At 65.1% G+C, this 20085-nt stretch carries 15 protein-coding genes, 1 pseudogene and 1 riboswitch; of the genes and pseudogenes, 9 read left to right on the forward strand and 7 right to left on the reverse strand.

Annotated features, from left to right (window positions below):
* Nucleotides 1-147: 147 nt before the first annotated feature.
* Nucleotides 148-2439 carry a PAS domain S-box protein gene (locus IEY31_RS12760; protein WP_188972578.1) on the forward strand — a complete coding sequence of 764 codons (2292 nt, stop codon included), beginning with the start codon at nt 148-150 and terminating at the stop codon, nt 2437-2439.
* 28 nt (nt 2440-2467) lie between these two features.
* On the opposite strand, the gene IEY31_RS12765 is transcribed toward IEY31_RS12760, so the two are convergent.
* The 6 genes from IEY31_RS12765 to thiC form a co-directional block, all read right to left on the reverse strand.
* On the reverse strand, nt 2468-3511 hold the full coding sequence (locus IEY31_RS12765; RefSeq protein WP_188972580.1) for a sensor domain-containing diguanylate cyclase: 1044 nt from the start codon (nt 3509-3511) through the stop codon (nt 2468-2470).
* 311 nt (nt 3512-3822) lie between these two features.
* Nucleotides 3823-4593, reverse strand: a complete 771-nt coding sequence (gene thiD / locus IEY31_RS12770; protein WP_188972582.1) for a bifunctional hydroxymethylpyrimidine kinase/phosphomethylpyrimidine kinase — start codon at nt 4591-4593, stop codon at nt 3823-3825.
* Entirely contained in the window at nt 4590-5396 is an 807-nt protein-coding gene (locus tag IEY31_RS12775) for a thiazole synthase (protein ID WP_188972584.1), read from the reverse strand. Before IEY31_RS12775 ends, thiD begins: the two co-directional genes overlap by 4 nt.
* 2 nt (nt 5397-5398) lie before the next feature.
* Nucleotides 5399-5623, reverse strand: coding sequence for a sulfur carrier protein ThiS (thiS, locus tag IEY31_RS12780; RefSeq protein ID WP_229723576.1), 225 nt, complete (start codon nt 5621-5623; stop codon nt 5399-5401).
* Nucleotides 5614-6288, reverse strand: coding sequence for a thiamine phosphate synthase (gene thiE / locus IEY31_RS12785; protein WP_229723578.1), 675 nt, complete (start codon nt 6286-6288; stop codon nt 5614-5616). Before thiE ends, thiS begins: the two co-directional genes overlap by 10 nt.
* Nucleotides 6285-8120, reverse strand: a complete 1836-nt coding sequence (thiC, locus tag IEY31_RS12790; RefSeq protein ID WP_188972586.1) for a phosphomethylpyrimidine synthase ThiC — start codon at nt 8118-8120, stop codon at nt 6285-6287. The genes thiE and thiC overlap by 4 nt, the downstream gene beginning before the upstream one ends.
* A gap of 201 nt (nt 8121-8321) precedes the next feature.
* A riboswitch (TPP riboswitch) is annotated at nt 8322-8435 on the reverse strand.
* Nucleotides 8436-8666: 231 nt separating this feature from the next.
* Here thiC and IEY31_RS12795 point away from each other — a divergent pair.
* The 8 genes and pseudogenes from IEY31_RS12795 to IEY31_RS12830 all read left to right on the forward strand — a co-directional run bounded on the left by IEY31_RS12795 (nt 8667) and on the right by IEY31_RS12830 (nt 18266).
* Nucleotides 8667-8921: a transposase gene (locus IEY31_RS12795; protein ID WP_188972588.1), complete on the forward strand. Its 255-nt coding sequence runs from the start codon at nt 8667-8669 to the stop codon at nt 8919-8921.
* 364 nt (nt 8922-9285) lie between these two features.
* Entirely contained in the window at nt 9286-9546 is a 261-nt protein-coding gene (locus tag IEY31_RS12800; RefSeq protein ID WP_075836829.1) for a cold-shock protein, read from the forward strand.
* Nucleotides 9547-9720: 174 nt separating this feature from the next.
* Nucleotides 9721-10493: pseudogene (locus tag IEY31_RS12805) on the forward strand (IS5 family transposase).
* 186 nt (nt 10494-10679) lie between these two features.
* Nucleotides 10680-12101: a xanthine dehydrogenase small subunit gene (locus IEY31_RS12810; RefSeq protein ID WP_188972590.1), complete on the forward strand. Its 1422-nt coding sequence runs from the start codon at nt 10680-10682 to the stop codon at nt 12099-12101.
* Between the two features lie 54 nt (nt 12102-12155).
* Nucleotides 12156-14513 carry a xanthine dehydrogenase molybdopterin binding subunit gene (xdhB, locus tag IEY31_RS12815; protein WP_188972591.1) on the forward strand — a complete coding sequence of 786 codons (2358 nt, stop codon included), beginning with the start codon at nt 12156-12158 and terminating at the stop codon, nt 14511-14513.
* A 57-nt stretch (nt 14514-14570) separates the two neighbouring features.
* A complete protein-coding gene (xdhC, locus tag IEY31_RS12820; protein ID WP_188972593.1) occupies nt 14571-15413 on the forward strand; it encodes a xanthine dehydrogenase accessory protein XdhC in 843 nt (280 codons plus the stop codon).
* Nucleotides 15410-16774, forward strand: a complete 1365-nt coding sequence (gene guaD / locus IEY31_RS12825; RefSeq protein ID WP_188972595.1) for a guanine deaminase — start codon at nt 15410-15412, stop codon at nt 16772-16774. Before xdhC ends, guaD begins: the two co-directional genes overlap by 4 nt.
* Before the next feature lie 82 nt (nt 16775-16856).
* Nucleotides 16857-18266, forward strand: a complete 1410-nt coding sequence (locus IEY31_RS12830; protein ID WP_188972597.1) for an NCS2 family permease — start codon at nt 16857-16859, stop codon at nt 18264-18266.
* Between the two features lie 120 nt (nt 18267-18386).
* Here the strand turns inward: IEY31_RS12830 and IEY31_RS12835 are convergent, their stop codons facing one another.
* Nucleotides 18387-20066 carry a long-chain-fatty-acid--CoA ligase gene (locus tag IEY31_RS12835; RefSeq protein ID WP_188972600.1) on the reverse strand — a complete coding sequence of 560 codons (1680 nt, stop codon included), beginning with the start codon at nt 20064-20066 and terminating at the stop codon, nt 18387-18389.
* Between the last annotated feature and the right edge of the window lie 19 nt (nt 20067-20085).

Here is a 20085-nt window from a genome sequence, read left to right on the forward strand (position 1 = left end):
CTCACCTCTTTTCCCGAATTCAAGTCGCTGGCCATTGGTCAGTCTGTTGCAGATGCCGCAGCGACCGGGAGGACGCAGAGTGCCGTCAGCTATATGGCCCCATTCGGGCGCTGGATTGAACTCACGACATACCCAGGCCCCGATGGCATGTCACTGTTCACCCGCGACGTCACTGAAGCCAAGCAAGCGCAGCGCGAACAGCAGATCAGCCAGGAAAGCTTTGCTGCCGTGTTCCAGGCCAGTCCCGTCGCCATCTTTGTCACCCGTCAGAAAGACAAGCACTTTCTTGACGTGAATACCGAGTTCCTGCGTCAGAGCGGCTACACCCGTGAGGAGGTCCTCGGGAGATCCTCTCAGGACCTGGGGCTCTGGGCCGATCAGATGGACCGTGAAGTTGCCTGGAGCATGGTAGACGGCCACCTGCCGGTTCACAGCCGTGAAGTCCTGTTCCTGAACAAGACGGGGGCCGAGATGCGCGGCGTCCTCTCGATCATTCCCATCGAATTGGCGGACGAGGCCTACGTGATTGGATTCGTGCGGGACGTCACCGAGGAAAAGCGGGCCCAGCAGCAGCTTCAGGCCAGCGAGGCCCGCGCCCGCCACATCGCGGAGGAGTTGCAGCACACCCTGGATCTGTCCCTGGACCTGATTGTTTCGGTTGATTCGGACCACCGCTTCAGCACGGTCAGCGCCGCTTCACGCCAGATTCTGGGCTACGAGCCTGAAGAGATGATCGGCCACCCCATTGTGGATTTCATTCATCCCGATGACCGTGGCGATACCGTCAAGGAATCGCAGCGTGTCCGTGATGGGCACACCACAACGACGTACCAGAACCGGTACTGCCACAAGGATGGAAGCTTGGTCTGGCTGGAATGGTCAGCGGTGATGCTGCCTGCCAACGGGATGGTGTACGGCGTCGGACGCGACATCACCCAGCGCCGCATCGATGAGGAAGACCGGGCCTTCCTGGCGGCCATTGTCCAGGCCAGCCGCAATGTCATCATTGGCCTGTCGCTGGGCGGCATGATCCGCTTCTGGAATCCAGGAGCACAGGCGCTCTACGGGTACACGGCTGATGAAGCGATCGGCCAGCCGGTCACATTTCTGGTGCCTGAGGAGTTCCACGCGCGGGAAGAGGCGTTCTTCGCTCGGGTCAGACAGGGTCAGCAGGTCCAGCCGTTTGAAGCATGGCGCATCACGAAGGCTGGACAGAGGATCCTGGTGCTGGTCACTCTCGCACCCATCCTGAACGCTGCCGGTGAGGTGATCGGCGTCTCCAGGATCGCCCAGGACATCACGGCCCTGCGCACCGCCGAACAGGAGGTTCAAACGCTGAACAAGAGCCTTCAGCAACAACTGCGTCAGGTCAATGGCCTGCGGACCATTGACCAGTCCATTGCCGTCGGCGCAGAGCTGGGCGTGACCCTCGGTCTCATTCTCGACAATGTCAGGGACCAGCTCGACATGGACGTGGCCACCATCTTGTTGCTCGATCCACAGCGCAAAACACTTCGCTACACGGTGACTCGGGGCTTTTATACGGCCCAGCTGGAAGCGTCGGTCCTGAAACTGGGCGTGGGCCTGGCAGGACGGGTGGCCCGGACGCGCAAACCCCTCAGTGTGCCAGATCTTGCGACTGGCGAGATGCCGCCAGCCTGGCGGGCAACCTTCCAGGAGGAAGGACTGACGGCGTACTACGGTGTCCCGCTGATCAGCAAGGGGCAGGTGCTGGGCGTGCTCGAAGTGTTGTGTCACGAGTCCTGGCCGCTGTCCCCCGAGTGGCTCACCACATTTGAAACCCTGACCAGCCAAGCGACCATTGCCATTGACAACGCCTGGCTGTTCGAGAAGCTGGAACACAGCAACCTGGAATTGCGTCTGGCCTACGACGCCACCATCGAGGGCTGGGCCAGGGCACTGGACTTGCGTGACAAGGAAACGGAAGGACACTCACGCCGGGTGACCGAGATGACCGTCGAGCTGTGCCAGATGCTGGGATTCACGCCCGGACAACTGATTGATGTTCGCCGGGGCGCTCTGCTGCACGATATGGGGAAGATGGGGATTCCCGACGCGGTGCTGCTCAAGCCAGGGAAACTCACCGATGAGGAGTGGGTGCTGATGAAAAAACACCCGGAATATGCGGTGAACCTGCTCTCACCCATCGAGTTCCTGCGTCCCGCTCTGGAAATCCCGCAACATCATCACGAGAAGTGGGACGGCAGTGGTTATCCGGCTGGGCTGGCAGGAGAGGCCATTCCACTGGTTGCCCGGGCCTTCGCAGTGGTGGATGTCTACGACGCGCTGACCAGCGACCGCCCCTACCGAAAGGCCTGGACGCGGGAGCAGACCATCACCCATCTCCAGAACAGCTCAGGCACGCACTTCGATCCTGAGATCGTGGAGGTCTTCATTCGCATGATTGGGCAGCCGTGACCTGCCAACGGATGAATCCGTTGGCAGGTCACATCAAGATCAGCTGATCAAGTTCCACCGGGGAGCGTTGGTCCTGGGCTTCGTCGTACCAGGCATACCCACTGCCCGCGCGTTTGATCCGGTACATGGCGGCGTCCGCCTGAATCAGAAGCTGTTCGGGCCTGTGGGTGTGGTCCGGATAACTGCTCAGTCCGATACTGCAGCGCACCAAAATGTCGTGACCGCGTAATGTGAACGGCTCCTTGAACGCTTGCTGGATACGTTCCATCACATTCGCAGCGTCGTCTGCCGAACGGACATCGGTCAGCAGCAAGGTAAATTCATCACCGCTCATTCGGGCCACCACGTCGCTGGTGGCCACCGAGTGCTTCAGACGCAGGGCGACCTGCTGTAGAAGTTCGTCGCCTGCCGCGTGCCCGAACGTGTCGTTGACAATTTTAAAGCGGTTGAGGTCCATCAGACCCACCACTACTTTTTCACCAGACTGATCGGCGCGGCGGCAGGCCTGGGCCATCAGTTGGCGGAAATGGGCACGGTTGGGAAGCCCGGTCAATGTGTCGTGGAGGGCCATCGTACTGAGGTCCTGGACCGCGCGGCGCAGATTGAGTTCATCCATGGCCATCGCGGCGAACGATTCGAGCAGGACTTCTTGCTCAGCGCTGAACTCACGCGGGCGTTGGTCGAGCACGCAAAATGTGCCCAACTTATGACCCTCTGCCGTCATGAGCGGTGCGCCGGCGTAAAAGCGCAGGTGCGGCTCACCCGTGACGTTGTCAAACTTCCTGAGCCGGGCGTCCTGGGTGGCGTCGTGAACAACCATCACACCGTCTTGAGCAATGGCGATGGAACAAAACGAAAGACTCCGCGGACCCTGTGAAGGTTCGGAACCGGTTTTGGCTTTGAACCACTGCCGATGCTCATCGACGAACGTCACTGAAGCCATCGGCATGTCGAAAAACTGTGCTGCGAGCGTCACCAGCCGGTCGAATTGCGGCTCAGGGGCAGTGTCAAGGATGCCAAATCGGTAGAGGGCCGCCAGTCGCTGCTGCTCGTCATCGACTTCAGCAGTCAAGTGAGGATTGAAGAGCGCAGGTTCATCAGCATTCACACGGCAACAGTGCGGCAGTGTTTATCACGAAATTCTTAATCAGGCACTAATGGAATGAATGCGGCGAAAGCTGAGGAGCGATACGCATTTCAAAAAAGTCGATATCTACGGAATGCCTGCTTAAACGTACACGTGACCGTGTGGACTTGGTGTTGACCCGTGGCCGGGAGGCCACGGGTCTGATGCGCCTTGTTTAAGAACAACAGCGTCGTGTTTTAGCAGGGGCCAGCCCAGACTCCGCACGTCTTGATGCGTCCTTTACCCCACTGAGAGAGTCAGAAACTGAGGGGAGCAGCGACTGAGCCGTCACGCTGACTTTGAAAATTCAGTGGTCCACAGCCCCCGCCCAACCCAGGCGCGCTTTGAATGGCCGCCTGCACATAGGCGTGGGCGGCCCGCACCGCACCGGGCAAAGGCATCCCCCGTGCCAGATTGGACGTGATCGCCGCCGAGAGGGTGCACCCTGTCCCATGGGTGTGGCGGGTGGCCTGCCGAGGCGCGTGGAGTCGCAATTGAACATTCGGCGTCCGGAGCTCATCGGTTACGGTCGTCCCGTCTGCGTGGCCGCCCTTAAGTAGCAGAGGCAGATTTTCCGGCATCTCTGCGCCGAACAGGGCCCGCGCTTCGGGCAGATTGGGCGTGATTAGGGTGGCGAGAGGGAGGAGTTCATCTCGCAGGACTTGCACCGCATCAAGATCCAGCAATGCGTCCCCGCTCTTGGCCAGCAGCACCGGATCGGCCACCAGCGGCAGGCCACGTCCCCGGAGTGCCGCTGCCACCGCCCAGATAACAGCGGCGTTGCCCAACGCGCCGGTCTTGACGGCAGCCACCGGAAAGTCGTCCAGCACCGCTTCGATCTGCGCCCGCACCAGTTCCGGGTCCAGCGTATGCACCGCACGCACCCCGCGCGTGTTTTGCGCCGTAATCAGCGTCAAAGCCGACGTGCCGAAAACCCCATGCGCCTCAAATGTTTTCAAATCTGCCTGAACGCCTGCCCCGCCTCCAGAATCAGAACCGGCGATGGTCAGGGTCACAGGGACGGTCATGCAGGCACCTCGGGATCGGGCAGGCGGGGGATGCCTGTGGCCGGGCTGCTGGGGCTGGCGATGTCGCGCTTGGCCATGCGCCCGGCCAGGAAGGCGGCGCGGCCCGCGCGCACCCCCAGGGCAAAGGCGTGCGCCATGCCCACCGGGTCACGGGCCTCGGCCACGGCAGTGTTGACCAGCACGGCGTCGGCCCCGGCCTCCAGCGCCTGCGCCGCGTCGCTGGGCACGCCCAGACCCGCATCTACCACGATGGGCACCTGGGCGCCGTCCAGCACAGTCCGCAACAGTTCCCCGGTGCGGAAGCCGCGCCCCGAGCCGATGGGGCTGGCCAGAGGCATCACCGCGGCGCAGCCCACCCGCTCCAGCGCGCGGGCCAGCACCGCGTCGGGCTGGACATAGGGCAGCACCGTGAAGCCGTCGCCCACCAGCGTCTCAGCGGCCTTCAGGGTGCCGATGGCATCGGGCAACAGCCAGCGGGCGTCAGGAATCACCTCCAGCTTGATCCAGTTCACCCCTGTCGCGGCGTGGGCCAGGCGCGCCACGCGCACGGCTTCCTCGGCGGTGCGGCAGCCGGCGGTGTTGGGCAGCAGTTGATAGCGGTCCAGGTCCAGCGACTCCAGCAGGCCCACATGCCCCGGCGCTTTCAGCTCCACCCGGCGCAGGGCCACGGTCACGATGCCCGTGCCGCTGGCCTCCAGCACGGCGTTCATCAGGCCCAGGTCGCTGAATTTGCCGGTGCCAAGTATCAGGCGGGAGGCAAACGTTTTTCCGGCGATGGTCAGGGGATCAGATGGTAAGGACATGCTCAGCCTCCTCCAGTGATGCGGACAATTTCCACGGTGTCGCCCGGGGCCAGCGGGCGGTCAGGAATCCGTGCGCCAGGGTAGAAGTCGTCGTTCACGGCCACCGCCACCCGCTCCGGCGAGATATTCAGCTCGCGCAGGAGGAGCAGGAGCGTCAGGCCAGCACGGTAAGGGTGCGGTTCACCATTCAACTGCAAATCTTTGAGCGGCACTTTTTCTAGCGGCATATCGCCTCCGGCATGGCGGGCAGGCGGGCCAGCAAATCGGAGGCAGCCTGCGCGGGATCGGGGGCATCCAGCACAGCCCGGACCACCGCCACCCGCGACGCTCCAGCCCGCACCACGTCTTCCACAGTCGTCAGGTCAATCCCGCCGATGGCGTACCACGGAATATCTGCCTTCTGCATGTCCAGCATCAGCGCCGCCACCCGCCTGACGTACTCCAGCCCCACAGCGGCGCGGCCCGGCTTGGTGGGCGTGGCATACACTGGCCCGGCGGCGATATACGCGGGCGCGTCGGCCAGCACTTCCAGCGCCTGCTGGAGGGCGTGGGTGCTGAGGCCCACCTGAAGGCCCGGCGCGAGACTGCGCGCCCACACAACCGGCAAGTCGTTCTGGCCCAGATGCACGCCGTCCACCCCACCCGCCAGCGCCACGTCCAGCCGGTCATTGACGAACAGCGGCACGTTCCGCTTGTGCGCCAGATCGCGCAGCCGCCTGGCCAGGGCGATGTAGGGCCGCGCCTCGCCGTCCTTGACGCGTAGCTGCAGCGTGTCCACCCCGCCGTCCAGCGCGGCCTCCACGCGGGCGACGAACTCGGCTTCACGCTGATCGGGGCGCGGGGTGGCGACGAGGTACAGGCGGCCCAGAGGCCGGGCAACGGGCCGGCTCACGCCTCCACCTCCTCATCCGGGCGGTCCAGGTAGATCTCGGAACCGGCCTCGCGGAACTCGCGCGCCTTGTCTTCCAGTCCCTTGAGGATGTCCCCGGCGCGCAGGTCATGGCTGAGCTTCATGGAGCAGAACTGCGGGCCGCACATGGAGCAGAAATGCGCGGTCTTGGCGGCATCGGCAGGCAGCGACTCGTCGTGCAGGGCGCGGGCTCTTTCGGGGTCCAGCGCAAGGTTGAACTGGTCCTCCCAGCGGAACTCAAAACGGGCCTGAGAAAGCGCGTTGTCGCGGGCCTGCGCGCCAGGGTGGCCCTTGGCGAGGTCAGCGGCGTGGGCCGCCAGTTTGTAGGTGATGACGCCCTCGCGCACATCGGCCCTGTCGGGCAGGCCCAGATGCTCCTTGGGCGTCACGTAGCACAGCATGGCGGTGCCGTACCACGCGATCTGCGCCGCGCCGATGGCGGACGAGATGTGATCGTAGCCGGGGGCGATGTCGGTGGTCAGCGGCCCCAGGGTGTAGAAGGGCGCTTCCTGGCAGACTTTCAGCTGGCGGGTCATGTTCTCGCGGATCAATTGCATGGGGACGTGCCCCGGTCCCTCGATCATGGTCTGCACGCCGTGGTCCCAGGCGACGCGGGTCAGCTCGCCCAACGTTTCGAGTTCCGCGAACTGTGCGGCGTCGTTGGCGTCCTCGATCGAGCCGGGACGCAGGCCGTCCCCCAGCGAGAACGTCACGTCATAGGCGGCCATGATCTCGCAGATATCCGAGAAACGGGTATACAGGAAGTTCTCGCGGTGGTGCGCCAGACACCACTTCGCCAGGATGCTGCCGCCGCGCGACACGATGCCGGTGCGCCGCCGCGCGGTCAGCGGTACGTGTGCCAGCCGCACGCCCGCGTGGACGGTGAAGTAGTCCACGCCCTGCTCGGCCTGTTCCAGCAGGGTGTCACGGTAGACTTCCCAGCTCAGGTTCTCGGCCACGCCGCCCACCTTTTCCAGCGCCTGGTAGATCGGTACCGTGCCGATGGGGACCGGGCTGTTGCGGACAATCCACTCGCGGGTGGGATGGATGTGCCGCCCCGTCGACAGGTCCATGACCGTGTCGGCCCCCCAGCGCGCGGCCCAGACCATCTTCTCCACTTCCTCCTCAATGCTGCTGGTCACGATGGACGTGCCGATATTTGCGTTGATCTTGACCCGGAAGTTGCGTCCGATGATGGTGGGTTCCAGTTCCGGGTGGTTGATGTTGGCCGGAATGACGGCCCGGCCCCGCGCCACCTCACTCCGCACGAACTCAGGGGTGATGACGGCGGGAATGCTGGCGCCAAAATGCTGGCCAGGGTGCTGATGATGCAGGTCAAAGTCGGCGTGCTGGCGCAAATTCTCGCGGATGGCGACAAACTCCATCTCGGGCGTGATCTCGCCCCGGAGGGCCGCCTGCATCTGCGTGATGGGTTGCCTGCTATAGGCGCGGCGCGGCGTGGGAACGGCGGGAAAGGGCAGCGGCCCGCTCCTGTCCAGATATGCCGAAACACGCGCCGATTGCGTTTCTAGCCGCGCATCTGTTGCCAGCCAGGGCCGGACGTGCGGCAGCCCGCGCCGGAGGTCAATCGGGACGGCGGGATCGGTGTAGGGGCCGCTGGTGTCCGGCACCAGAATGTCGGGATTGGGCGTGCGGCGCGTCAATCCGCCGACGACTTCCAGTGTGGCCGACTGCCGGACGGCCCGCACGGGCACGCGTACCTGCGGGTGTAACTGACCATTCAAGTACTGCTTCTTGCTGTTCGGAAAGGGCGTGGTGGACAGGGCGGGCTCACCAGATACAGGCGTGGTCATGAGGCCTCCAGCAAAAAAGACAACGGCGTAGGACGCGGGGAGCGTGAGAAGCCGCCCGGTCTGAAAGGTCTGAAAGATGTCTGGTCCATACGGAAAATTCACGGGCGCATAAAAAACTCTCAGCGCCGCGCTCCGTTTCCGTTCACATCAAAAAAGACCACCCTCCCCCAAAAACGTTCGGAGGAGGGCGGCCACAAAAGAGGTCCGCACCCGTCACGCTCCCTCCGCTGGTATGACCCAGATCAGGTTCCTAGGGTTGGGCGCGTTTGCCCTCTCAGCCCCCGCACATTACGGAGGACACCCCTGGTGACTGCCTCGGAGGATGACAGGTGGGGGCGGAAGGGTCAAGGGCAGGGCGGGCCGAGGGGCTATACAGGCGTCTCCTGCACGCCGGAAAGGAAATCCGGTAGTTCAGCGGAGAAATTGCCAAGAACCCTATGCAAAAAGCGGCTTGAGGTTCCTGGAACGAACCCCTCGGACAGGACGCGGGCCAAGTCACTTCGCCCCGGTCAGCAGGTACGCTGACCACACCGCGAAGGGGCCCAGATGCCAGGACGGAACCACAGCCGCGATTTCAACCTTGAGGTGGTGGGCCAGATCAATGCTGGCCTGTCCACCACCGCTCAGCTCTGCCGGGAACATTCCCTGGCCCCCAGCCTGATCCACTGTTGGAGCCAAGAGATCGGGACACGCGGCGAGGCCGCGTTGACCGCTCCGGCGGCGACGGACCGCAGTGCTGAACTGCCGATTGCCGAGCTGAAACGCTACTGCGGCCAGTTATCTCTGAAAACACGATCTTGAAGTCATTGGCGACGAACCGCCCGAAAAGCGGCACCAGATGATCACGGACGCGGGACACGCGCACCCCACTGTGTCGGTGCGTCGCCTGTATGAGCTGCACGATGTCGGCTGCTCCTGGGACCTCCATCAATTGGGCTGGGACGTGACGAACCGTGACCAGCCTCTGGCCGATGACATCCAGGCAGTGGTGTTGGGGTGGAGCTGACGGAGCCGTCTTCACTGTTTAGCTGGAAAGCCCATTCCTCCGACTCCGAAAAAATTTGCGCTATACTTATCACGAGTGTTCCAAAGTACGGACTGGCCCAGGGCTGCTCTAGGTGATTGACCCAGCGCCTTTTCGTATCTGGAATTCAAGGAGTAGAACATGGCTGTAGGTAAAGTGAAATGGTTTAACGCAGAGAAAGGCTTTGGCTTCATCGAAACACCCGGCAGTCCTGACGTGTTCGCGCACTTCAGCGCGATCCAGAGCAGTGGCTTCAAGAAGCTGAACGAAGGCGACGAAGTGGAATTCGAAGTCGAAGCTGGTCAGGGCAACAAAGGCCCCCAGGCCAAGAACATCGTGGTCACGAAGGCTGGACCTGCACCTGCCTTCAACGACCGCCCTCGCCGCGACGACCGCTGGTAATTGCACTAAACTTTCAAACTGGAGAAGGGAGCCTTTGGGGGCTCCCTTCTTTTTGGCAGATATAGCTTGTTGCGGGCAGTGTAGGTTTACATCCATCAAGTATCGCTGAAGGTCAAGGTACCGCAAGGGTTACCACACACCGATCAGCTGACATTAGAAGTCATCCGGAAGTTTGTGATGCGGCTGAACGATGCTCAGTGGGCCGTCCTGTCGCCCCTTCTTCCTCGACCCGTCAAGCAGACCAAACGAGGACGGCCTCGCCGTCCAGACCGTGAGGTTCTGCACGGCATCCTCTGAGTCTTGCGGACCGGGGCACAGTGGGATGCCCTTCCCAAAGGTGAGTACCCTTCCAAGACCACGTGTCATGCCCGCTTTCAGGAATGGAACGAACAGGGCGTGTTTCCGGCCATCCTGGCCGCGCTGTACGAGATGATCAAGGAGCTACAGCTCCTCGATCTCCGGGAAGCGTTTGTAGACGGCACGTTCAGTGCCGCCAAAAAGGGGGCGCAGATGTCGGTCCCACCAAGAAGGGGAAGGGCACCAAGATCATGATCATGGTGGACGCGAACGGCGTGCCGCTCGCGGTTCATACCTGCAGTGCCCGTCCCGCCGAAGTGAAGCTGGTCCACGCCACTCTCGCTGATTCCTTTGGGATGGATTTTCCGAAGCGCTTGATTGGAGATAAAGCGTACGACAGCGATGGCTTGGACGCCGAACTGGCGGCACTTGGGATTTCGATGATCGCGCCCAATCGCCGGAATCGGCGAAAAACCCAGAATGGCAGGCCACTGCGCCGCTATAAGCGGCGCTGGAAGGTGGAGCGGACGATCGCATGGCTCCAGAGCTTCCGTCGTGTCCGGACCCGCGACGAGATCAAGTCACAGAACTTCCTGGGGATGGTTCTGCTGGCCTGCATCATCATTCTGATGCGCCTTATGTCCGGATGACCTCTAGGCAAACGAGATACTTAGGCGTAGAATTAAAACACACCAAATCAGGTTGCTGTTCTGCATGGATAACCAGCGACCCGCCCCTTTCGTCACCGGCGTGAACCATGCATCTGGATTTCCTGTGGAAATGTGGGTGCAGTGGAACGCCGGTATTGTTTTGTCTACCCGGAGTGAGGAGGCGACATGAACAGTTTCACCCTGACAGTCAATGGAGAACCCCGTGAGGTGCAGGGCGCGCGGCCCCACACGACGCTGCTGAACTGGCTGCGCGACGGCGGCCTGACGGGCTGCAAGGAAGGTTGCGCCGAGGGCGAATGCGGGGCCTGCGCAGTGCTGGTCAGTCGCCCGGACGGACGCGGCGGCACACGCCTGGAAAGTGTCAATGCCTGCCTGGTGATGCTCCCGGCCGTCAGCGGCCAGCAAATCATCACCGCCGAGGGCATCGGTTCGCCCGGTCACCTGCATCCCGTTCAGAGAGAAATGGCGGTGCGCGGCGGCTCGCAGTGCGGGTACTGCACCCCCGGCTTCGTGGTTAGCATGGCCGCCGAGTACTACCGCCCTGAACGCATAGACGGTGAACACCACGCGCCCAATGGCTTCGACATCCACGCGCTAAGCGGCAACCTGTGCCGCTGCACCGGCTACCGCCCGATTCAAGACGCCGCCTATGCGCTGGGTACGCCGCCCGAGAGCGACACGCTGGGCACGCTGCGCACCCGTCCGGCCCCCACTCCCCAGGCCCTGCATCTGTCTGGGCCGGACGGCGACTTTCACCGTCCCGCCGACCTGCCGGAGGCGCTGGAACTGCTGGCCGAGCACCCGGACGCCACGCTGCTGGCAGGCGGCACCGACTGGGGCGTGGAGGTCAACATCCGCCACGCACGGGCGGGCGCGACCATCGCGGTGGATGGGCTGGATGAACTGCGCGAGCTGGAGTGGCATGACGATCACGTCCGCATCGGCGCGGGCCTGAACCTGACAGAGATCGAGCGCCGCCTGGGCGGACGCATTCCGTTGCTGGCCGAGTGGTTCCCGCAGTTTGCCAGCCGCCTGATCCGCAACAGCGCTACTCTCGGCGGGAACCTCGGCACCGCCTCGCCTATCGGCGACAGTCCGCCCACGCTGCTGGCGCTGGACGCCTCGCTGATTCTGGCCTCACGTGAGGGAGAGCGCGAGGTGCCGCTTGCCGAGTTCTTCAACGGCTACCGCCAGACCGCGCTGCGGGACGGAGAGCTGATCCGGGCCGTCAAGATTCCGCTGCCACTTGCGCCCATCACCGGCTTCTACAAATACGCCAAGCGGCGCTTTGACGACATCTCCAGCGTGGCGGTAGGCATCGCCCTGGAACTGGACGGCGGCAAGGTGAAACGCGTGCGTATCGGTCTGGGCGGCGTGGCGGCGACCCCGCTGCGCGCATTGAAGACCGAGACTGCCCTGACCGGCCAGCCCTGGACAGAGCGGACGGTCCGCGAGGCCGCCCGGCTGATGGGCCAAGAAGGCACGCCGCTGTCCGATCACCGCGCCAGCGCGAAATACCGCGCCGCCATGCTGGAACAGGCGCTGCTGAAGTTCTTCTTCGAGAAATCGGAAGTGGTCCGTGGCTAGGGGGGTGCTCTGGTTCCCGCCAGCACAGGACGACACGTCACCGGAGGTGACCCCATGACCAGCCTGCATGAACGCCCCCACAACGGCGCCGTTGGTGACGCTGTCCCGCATGAGAGCGCCTCACTGCACGTCACCGGGCACGCGCTGTATACCGACGATCTGGGTGTCCGGCTTTCGGGTCTGCTGCACGCCTGGCCCGTTCAGGCCCCGCACGCCCACGCCCGCGTGACGCGCCTGGACAGTTCACAGGCGCTTCAGGTGACCGGCGTGGTGCGGGTGCTGACCGCCGCCGACGTGCCCGGCACCAACGACGCCGGGGTCAAGGGCGACGAACCACTGTTCCCCAGCGAGGTCATGTACCACGGGCACCCGGTGGCCTGGGTGCTGGGCGACAGCATCGATGCGGCCCGGCTGGGCGCGCTGGCGGTGCAGGTGGAATACGAGGTGCTGCCCTCGCTGATCAGTATCCACGACGCCATCGCCGCCGAAGCCTTCCAGGGCGCCCAGTCCACGCTGCGGCGCGGCGACGTCACGCTGGGCTTTGAGGGCGCCGCCCACACCTTCGAGGGCGAGTTTGAGTTTGGCGGTCAGGAACATTTCTACCTGGAAACCAACGCTGCGCTGGCCTACGTGGACGAGGGCGGGCAGGTCTTCATCCAGTCCAGCACCCAGCACCCCAGCGAGACGCAGGAAATCACGGCGCACGTGCTGGGCCTGGAGGCCGCGCAGGTCACGGTGCAGTGCCTGCGCATGGGCGGCGGCTTCGGCGGTAAGGAGATGCAGCCGCACGGCTACGCCGCCATTGCCGCGCTGGGCAGCATTCTGACCGGGCGCCCGGTGCGGCTGCGCCTGAACCGCACCCAGGACCTCACCATGACGGGCAAGCGCCACCCCTTTTACGCCCGATGGAAAGTTGCCTTTGAGGCGGACGGCCGGCTGCGTGCCCTGCAAGCCACGCTCACCAGCGACGGCGGCTGGAGCCTCGATCTTTCCGAACCCGTGATGGCGCGGGCGCTGTGCCACATCGACAACGCCTACCACATCCCGCACGTGGAGGTTCACGGGCGCATTGCCAGGACCAACAAGACCTCGCAGACCGCCTTCCGGGGCTTTGGCGGGCCGCAGGGCATGCTGGTCATTGAGGACATTCTGGGCCGCTGCGCGCCGCTGCTGGGCCTGGAAGCGCACGAGTTGCGCCGGGCGAACTTCTACCAGCCCGGCGAGGCCACCCCCTACGGCCAGCCGGTGCGCCACGCCGAGCGGCTCGAAGACCTGTGGGCGCAACTGATGCTCAGCAGTGATTTTGCGGTTCGTCGGGAGGAGGTCCGCGCCTTCAACGACGCCCACCCCCACACCAAGCGCGGGCTGGCGATCACCCCGGTCAAATTCGGGATTTCTTTCAACTTCACCGCCTACAACCAGGCAGGTGCGCTGGTGCACGTCTACAAGGACGGCAGCGTGCTGATCAACCACGGTGGCACCGAGATGGGCCAGGGCCTGCACACCAAGATGATCCAGGTGGCGGCCATGGCGCTGGGCGTGCCGGTGAACTGGGTGCGCCTGGCCCCCACCCGCACCGACAAGGTGCCGAACACCAGCGCCACCGCGGCCAGCAGCGGGGCAGACCTGAACGGCGGCGCGATCAAGAACGCCTGCGAGCAGATCAAGACACGGCTGTCCGATGTCGCCGCTGGCGCGCTGGGCGTGCATCCCAGTGACGTGCGTTTCGAGGAGGGCCTGGTCTTCCCGCTGGGTCACCCCGACAAGGGCATGGAGTTCAAGCGGCTGGTCCATGACGCCTACCACCTGCGGACCCAGCTGTGGGCGGCGGGCTATTACCGCACGCCGGGACTGCACTGGGACCGCGTGGCCATGCACGGCGAACCTTTCAAGTACTTCTCCTACGGCGCGGCGGTCACGGAAGTCGAGGTCGACGGCTTTTCCGGCCTGTACCGCACCCGCCGGGTGGACATCTTGCAGGATGTGGGCGACAGCCTCTCGCCGCTGATCGATATCGGGCAGGTGGAGGGCGGCTACGTGCAGGGGGCCGGCTGGCTGACCCTGGAAGAACTGCGCTGGGACGAATCGGACGGCCCGAACCGCGGCCGGCTGTCCACCCAGGCCGCCAGCACCTACAAGCTGCCCAGCTTCAGCGAGATGCCGGAGGTGTTCAACGTTGCCCTGATGGAGCGGGCCACCGAGACCGGTGTGGTGTACGGGTCCAAGGCCGTGGGCGAGCCGCCGCTGATGCTGGCCATCAGTGTCCGCGAGGCGCTGCGTCAGGCTGCAGCCGCGTTTGGGCCGGCGGGACGGACCCAGGAACTGGCCAGCCCCGCCACGCCGGAGGCGGTGTTCTGGGCGCTGGAAGCCGCCCGCCGGGCGCACGGTGAACCGGTGGCGGCAGATGACTAGCCGCGCGGAGGAACGGCAGGGGCGGGGCCGGCATCACCTCACCGGCTCCGGCGCGACATGAACTGGCTGCAGGCCATTCAACACCTGCATGACCACCAGGAACCCGGCGTGCTGATCACCGTCGCCGCCGTGCGTGGCCACGCGCCGCGCGAGGCGGGGGCCAAGATGGTGGTCAGCGCGCAGGACAGCTGGGACAGCGTGGGCGGCGGCAATCTGGAAGCCACCGCCGCCGAGCGGGCGCGGGCCATGCTGGGGGTCTGGGCCACCACGCCCGAACTGCTGACGCTGCGCCTGACTGACCGGGCCAGTAATGAACACGGACGGCAGTGCTGCGGCGGCGAGGTCACGCTGCTGCTCGAGCCGTTGCAGACGGTCCGCCCCTATGTCGCCATCTTCGGTATCGGGCACGTGGGGCTGGAACTGGGGCGAGTCCTGTCACGGCTGCCCTTGAACCTGCATCTGGTGGATTCACGGGCCGCGCAGCTGACGCCTGAGCGGCTGGCCCCCGTGATGGACGGTGCCGCGCGGGTCCAGGTCCACCACTCACCCATTCCCGAGATGACGCTGCGCGACCTGCCGCCCGCCGCCCTGATCCTGATCCTGACCCATGACCACGCCGAGGACGCCGCCCTGTGCGACGCGGCCCTGAGACGCCCTGACCTGGGGTTTATCGGGCTGATCGGCTCGGGCGTCAAGTGGATTCGCTTTCAGGAGCAGCTGCGGCGCGAGGGACACACCGACGCGGACCTCGCTCGCGTCACCACCCCCATCGGCCTGCCGGGCATTGCCGGAAAGACGCCCGCCGTGATCGCCATCAGCGTGGCCGCGCAACTGCTGCAGGTGCTGGAGACCGCACAGGCCGCCCCACTCCACGCCCTTTCGTTCCAGAGGCACCCATGACTCCCACCCTGTTCCGCGCCACGTTCATGCATACGCCCAGCAGTCCCTTCACGGATGCCGGCGCCCTGCGCACCGAGACCGACGGTGGACTGCTGGTCGACGGCAGCGGCGTGATTGTCCAGAGTGGCGACTTTGCCACTCTGCATGCCGCCCATCCAGACACCCCGGTAACCACCCTGCGCGGCGGGGTGCTGCTGCCGGGCTTTATCGATACCCACGTCCATTACCCGCAGGTGCGCGTGATCGGCGGGCTGGGCATGTCACTGCTGGACTGGCTGGACCGCTGCGCCCTGCCCGAGGAGGCGCGGCTGGCGGATGCCCCGTACGCCCGTGCCGTCACCAGCGAATTCCTGCACGGGCTGCGCAGCAACGGCACCACCACCGCGCTGGTCTTCGGCGCGCATTTCAAAGGGGCGATGGACCTCTTCTTCGAGGCCGCTGCCGACGCCGGTCTGCGGACCGTGGCCGGACTGGTGGTCAGTGACCGTCTGCTGCGCGGTGAACTGCACACCACGCCGGAGCGGGCCTACAGCGAGGGCAAGGCGCTGATAGAACGCTGGCACGGCGTGGGCCGCGCCCGCTACGCCGTGACCCCGCGCTTCAGCCTCTCGGCCAGCGAGGGGATTCTGGACGCCTGCGCCGCCCTGATGACCGAGTATTCCGACGTGCATTTCACCTCTCACATCAACGAGAACCTGCGTGAGGTTCAGACGGTGCGCGAATTGTTTCCCGGCAGCCTGGACTACCTGGACACCTATGACCGTGCCGGTCTGCTGGGCCGCCGCAGCGTGCTGGCGCATAGCGTCCACCCGACGGACCGCGAGCTGGGCCAGATGGCCGCGCACGGGTGCAGCGCCGCGCATTGCCCGTGCAGCAACGCGTCGCTGGGCAGCGGCTTGTTTCCCCTGAGGCGCCACGTCCATGCCGGGGTGCATGTCGCCCTGGGCACCGATGTGGGCGGCGGCACCGGCTTTTCGATGCTCAAAGAAGGGCTGCAGGCGTACTTCACGCAGCAGCTGCTGGGCGCGGCCGGGCTGCCACTGACCCCGGCGCACCTGCTGTACCTGTCCACGCGGGCGGGGGCCGAGGCGCTGGACATGGGCGGGCAGATTGGGGATTTCAGCCCGGGCAAGGCTTTTGACGCCGTGTGGCTGCGTCCGCCGGAAGGCAGCACCCTGGACACCGTCCTGAACCACGCCAGCAGTCCCCCCGAGGCGCTGGCCGCGCTGTTCGCCAACGGCACGCAGGCCGACGTGGCGCAGGTGTGGGTGGGAGGCGACCGGGTGTATGTCCGCTCCGGCGTGCCCGCTGCCGCCCCGCAAGTCACCGCTGCGGACCCACCGCCTGTCCTGTCGTCGTGATGCTGGTCTGACCACCGCCCCCCCGAAAGGCACCCACACGCACGGCTCTTGAGGCAGCGCCGCAATGAGCGAAGGAGACCCTATGTCTGATCCCGCCGTTTCCCGTCCCACGCCCGTCGCCCCCCTGTCGGGCCTGGACCGCTACTTTGGCCTGACGGCGCACAACTCCAACGTCAGGCAGGAGATGCGCGCCGGCCTCACCACCTTCCTGACCATGAGCTACATCCTGTTCGTCAACCCGCAGGTGCTGTCCACGGCCATCGACGTGCCCAACGCCTTTGTGCAGCTGCTGATGACCACGGCCATCGCGGCGGCCTTCGGCTCGGCCGTGATGGGACTGGTGGCCAAGTACCCCTTCGCGCAGGCCCCGGGCATGGGCCTGAATGCCTTTTTCGCCTTTACGGTGGTGCAGGGCATGGGCGTGGCGTGGCAAACAGCGCTGGGCGCGGTGTTTATCAGCGGCGTCCTGTTCGTGCTGCTCAGCGTCCTGGGCGCGCGACAGGCCATTGTGCAGGCCATTCCCAATTCGCTGAAATTCGCCATTACCGGGGGTATCGGAGCGTTTCTGGCCTTTCTGGGTCTCAAGAACGCGGGCATCGTGGTGGCCAACCCGGCCACGCTGGTGGGCATGGGCTCGCTGGCCTCACCGACCGTGTGGCTGGCCTCCATCGGCGTGATTCTGACCGCCGCGCTGATGGCCCGCAAGGTCACCGGGGCCATTCTGTACGGCATCCTGACCACCACAGTGCTGGGCATCGTGACCGGGGCGGCCGTGTACGCGGGCGGGGCCGAGGGCGCGCTACGTGCCTTTCCCGGCTTCGACGGCGCGTTCCTGGGGATCTTTGGCACACCGATCTGGCCCGGCTCGCTGGTGGGACAGATGGATATCGCGGGCGCACTGGGCCTGGGTCTGCTGAGCGTGGTCTTCACCTTCTTCTTCGTGGACTTCTTTGACGCCACCGGGACCCTGACCGGTCTCTCGCAGCGCGCGGGCTTTATTGACGCCAATGGCGACATGCCGCGCGCCCGCCGCCTGTTCTCGATGGACGGGCTGGCCGCCATGTTCGGCGCGTACATGGGCACCTCCACCACCACTGCCTTTGTGGAATCCGCCGCCGGCGTGGGTGAGGGCGGGCGCACCGGCCTGACAGCCGTGACGGTGGCCGTGTTGTTTCTGCTGAGCATGTTCCTGTGGCCGCTGGCCGCGGCCATCCCCGGCGCTGCCACGGCCCCGGCACTGATTCTGGTGGGCGCCCTGATGATGGAAGGTGTGCGCCACATTGACTGGGAGGACATTGCCGACAGCCTCCCCGCCTTTCTGACCATCATTGCCATGCCGCTGACCTTTTCCATTGCCAACGGCGTGAGCCTGGGCGTGATCAGCTACTGCGCCATCAAGCTGCTAAGTGGCCGGGCCAGGGAAGTCAGCCCCATCCTGTACGTGGTGGGGGCGCTGCTGTTGGCCCGCTACATCTGGCTGAACGAGGGCTAGCCGCGCCAGACAGAGAGGCAGGCAGAGAGGACAGCGAAGAGGAGGAGCCGCGTACGCGGCTCCTCCTCTTCCTTTAATGATTTGAGCGCCCCGGTGTCCGGGCATCTGCCCAGGTTCAGTTCAGCTTCCGGCCATGGCTGCCCGCGCCGCTTCCTGGAGCGGACGCCACGCCACCTTCCCGGTGGGGCCGCGCGGCAGGCTGTCCACGAACTGGTAGTCGCGCGGCACCTTGTAGGTGGCCATCTGCTCACGCGCCCATTTCTCAATGTCCTCGCCAGTGGCGGCCGCGCCGGGTTTCAGGACGATCAGGGCGCGGGCGCGTTCGCCGCTGCGGTCGTCGGGCACGCTGATCACGCAGGCTTCCTGCACGGCGGGGTGGGCGTGCAGCTTGTTCTCGACCTCGGCCGGCCAGACCTTCATGCCCGAGACGTTCACCATGCGCTTGAGGCGGTCGGCGAAGTAGAAGTACCCCTCCTCGTCCATATAGCCCAGGTCGCCGCTGCGGAAGAACTGCTGGCCGTCAATCTCCATGAAGGCCTCGGCGGTGGCATCCGGGCGGTTCCAGTACCCCTGCATCACCTGCGGGCCGCGAATGACAATCTCGCCGATCTGGCCCGCAGGCACTTCCAGGTGGGTTTCCAGATCGATGATGCGCGAATCCACGTTAAACAGGGGTACGCCCAGACACTGCAACTTCTGGCGGTCCTTGGGATTGCTGTGCGATTGCGCCATGGTTTCGGACAGTCCGTAACCTTCCAGAAACATCAGGCCAGTCAGGTCCAGCAGTTTCTGTCCCACAGCGGCCGGCAGGCTGGCCCCACCGCCGGTGATGTTGCGCAGGGACTGCAGGTGCGCCGGGTCAAAGTCCGGCGAGGCCATCATGTCGATCACCATGGTGGGCGTGTTGGTCCACAGGGTGACGCCCTGATCGCGAATCAGGGTCCGGGCCACGTCCCGGTCCCAGCGCGACATGATCACGATGGTGCCGCCATGGGTCAGTCCCGTCAGCAGGCTGTTGATGAACCCCGTGACATGAAAATACGGCAGCGCGGCCAGGAACACGTCCTCCACGTTGCCCTCGGCCCACACGCCCGCGCCGAAGACGTTGGCCTGCACGCTGCTGTGGGTATGCATGCAGCCCTTGGGCAATCCGGTGGTGCCGCTGGTGTAGGGCAGCACGCACAGATCACCCGCGCCCACCTCGGCTGCGGGGGCGGGCGCGGCCTTCAGGGCGTCTTCCAGCGTGATATCGCCGTCTTGCGGGGCGGCCTGCACGTCCAGTCCAGCAGGCAGTGGAACCCCGGCGGCCGCAGCGTCGGTGCCGCGCATGACATTGGCCACCACCGCGTGGTGCAGACCGGCCTGTTTGGCCTTCTCGTACACCTCTGCACCCACGACGCCCACCTTGATGCCCGCATCCTGCAGGAAGAACCCGAATTCACGCGCCTGGAGCATGGGGGCCAGCGGCACCACCACCGCTCCCAGATGCCACGCCGCAAAGGCGCTGACCACCCACGCCGGGCTGTTCTGCATCCAGACCGCCACCCGGTCTCCTTTGACCACGCCCTGTGCGGCCAGATGTCCGGCCAGGCGCGTGGCCTGTGCGTACAGCTCGCTGTAGGTCAGCTCGCGGCCGTAGTGCCACAGCGCTGTCTTGTCGGGATAGCGTTCGGCACTGACGCGTAGATTGTGCATAACGCCGGTCTGGGGCAGTCTCAGGGTGCGGGGTTTGAAGGGCGGCCAGTAGTGGCCCTGGTTCTGGGTGGTTGGGGAATCGGTGGCTGGGGATTGCTGGGTCATGGAAAAGGCCTCCTGGATC

The organism is Deinococcus aerolatus (assembly GCF_014647055.1).
Taxonomy (GTDB): Bacteria; Deinococcota; Deinococci; order Deinococcales; family Deinococcaceae; genus Deinococcus; species Deinococcus aerolatus.

Bases quoted from the DNA above. Each gene is read 5' to 3' on its own strand.
- IEY31_RS12760 (WP_188972578.1), top strand. From the start codon at position 148: ATGTCACTGTTCACCCGCGACGTCACTGAAGCCAAGCAAGCGCAGCGC.
- thiD (WP_188972582.1), bottom strand. From the start codon at position 4,593: ATGACCGTCCCTGTGACCCTGACCATCGCCGGTTCTGATTCTGGAGGC.
- IEY31_RS12775 (WP_188972584.1), bottom strand. From the start codon at position 5,396: ATGTCCTTACCATCTGATCCCCTGACCATCGCCGGAAAAACGTTTGCC.
- thiS (WP_229723576.1), bottom strand. From the start codon at position 5,623: ATGCCGCTAGAAAAAGTGCCGCTCAAAGATTTGCAGTTGAATGGTGAA.
- thiC (WP_188972586.1), bottom strand. From the start codon at position 8,120: ATGACCACGCCTGTATCTGGTGAGCCCGCCCTGTCCACCACGCCCTTT.
- IEY31_RS12795 (WP_188972588.1), top strand. From the start codon at position 8,667: ATGCCAGGACGGAACCACAGCCGCGATTTCAACCTTGAGGTGGTGGGC.
- IEY31_RS12800 (WP_075836829.1), top strand. From the start codon at position 9,286: ATGGCTGTAGGTAAAGTGAAATGGTTTAACGCAGAGAAAGGCTTTGGC.
- IEY31_RS12810 (WP_188972590.1), top strand. From the start codon at position 10,680: ATGAACAGTTTCACCCTGACAGTCAATGGAGAACCCCGTGAGGTGCAG.
- xdhB (WP_188972591.1), top strand. From the start codon at position 12,156: ATGACCAGCCTGCATGAACGCCCCCACAACGGCGCCGTTGGTGACGCT.
- xdhC (WP_188972593.1), top strand. From the start codon at position 14,571: ATGAACTGGCTGCAGGCCATTCAACACCTGCATGACCACCAGGAACCC.
- guaD (WP_188972595.1), top strand. From the start codon at position 15,410: ATGACTCCCACCCTGTTCCGCGCCACGTTCATGCATACGCCCAGCAGT.
- IEY31_RS12830 (WP_188972597.1), top strand. From the start codon at position 16,857: ATGTCTGATCCCGCCGTTTCCCGTCCCACGCCCGTCGCCCCCCTGTCG.
- IEY31_RS12835 (WP_188972600.1), bottom strand. From the start codon at position 20,066: ATGACCCAGCAATCCCCAGCCACCGATTCCCCAACCACCCAGAACCAG.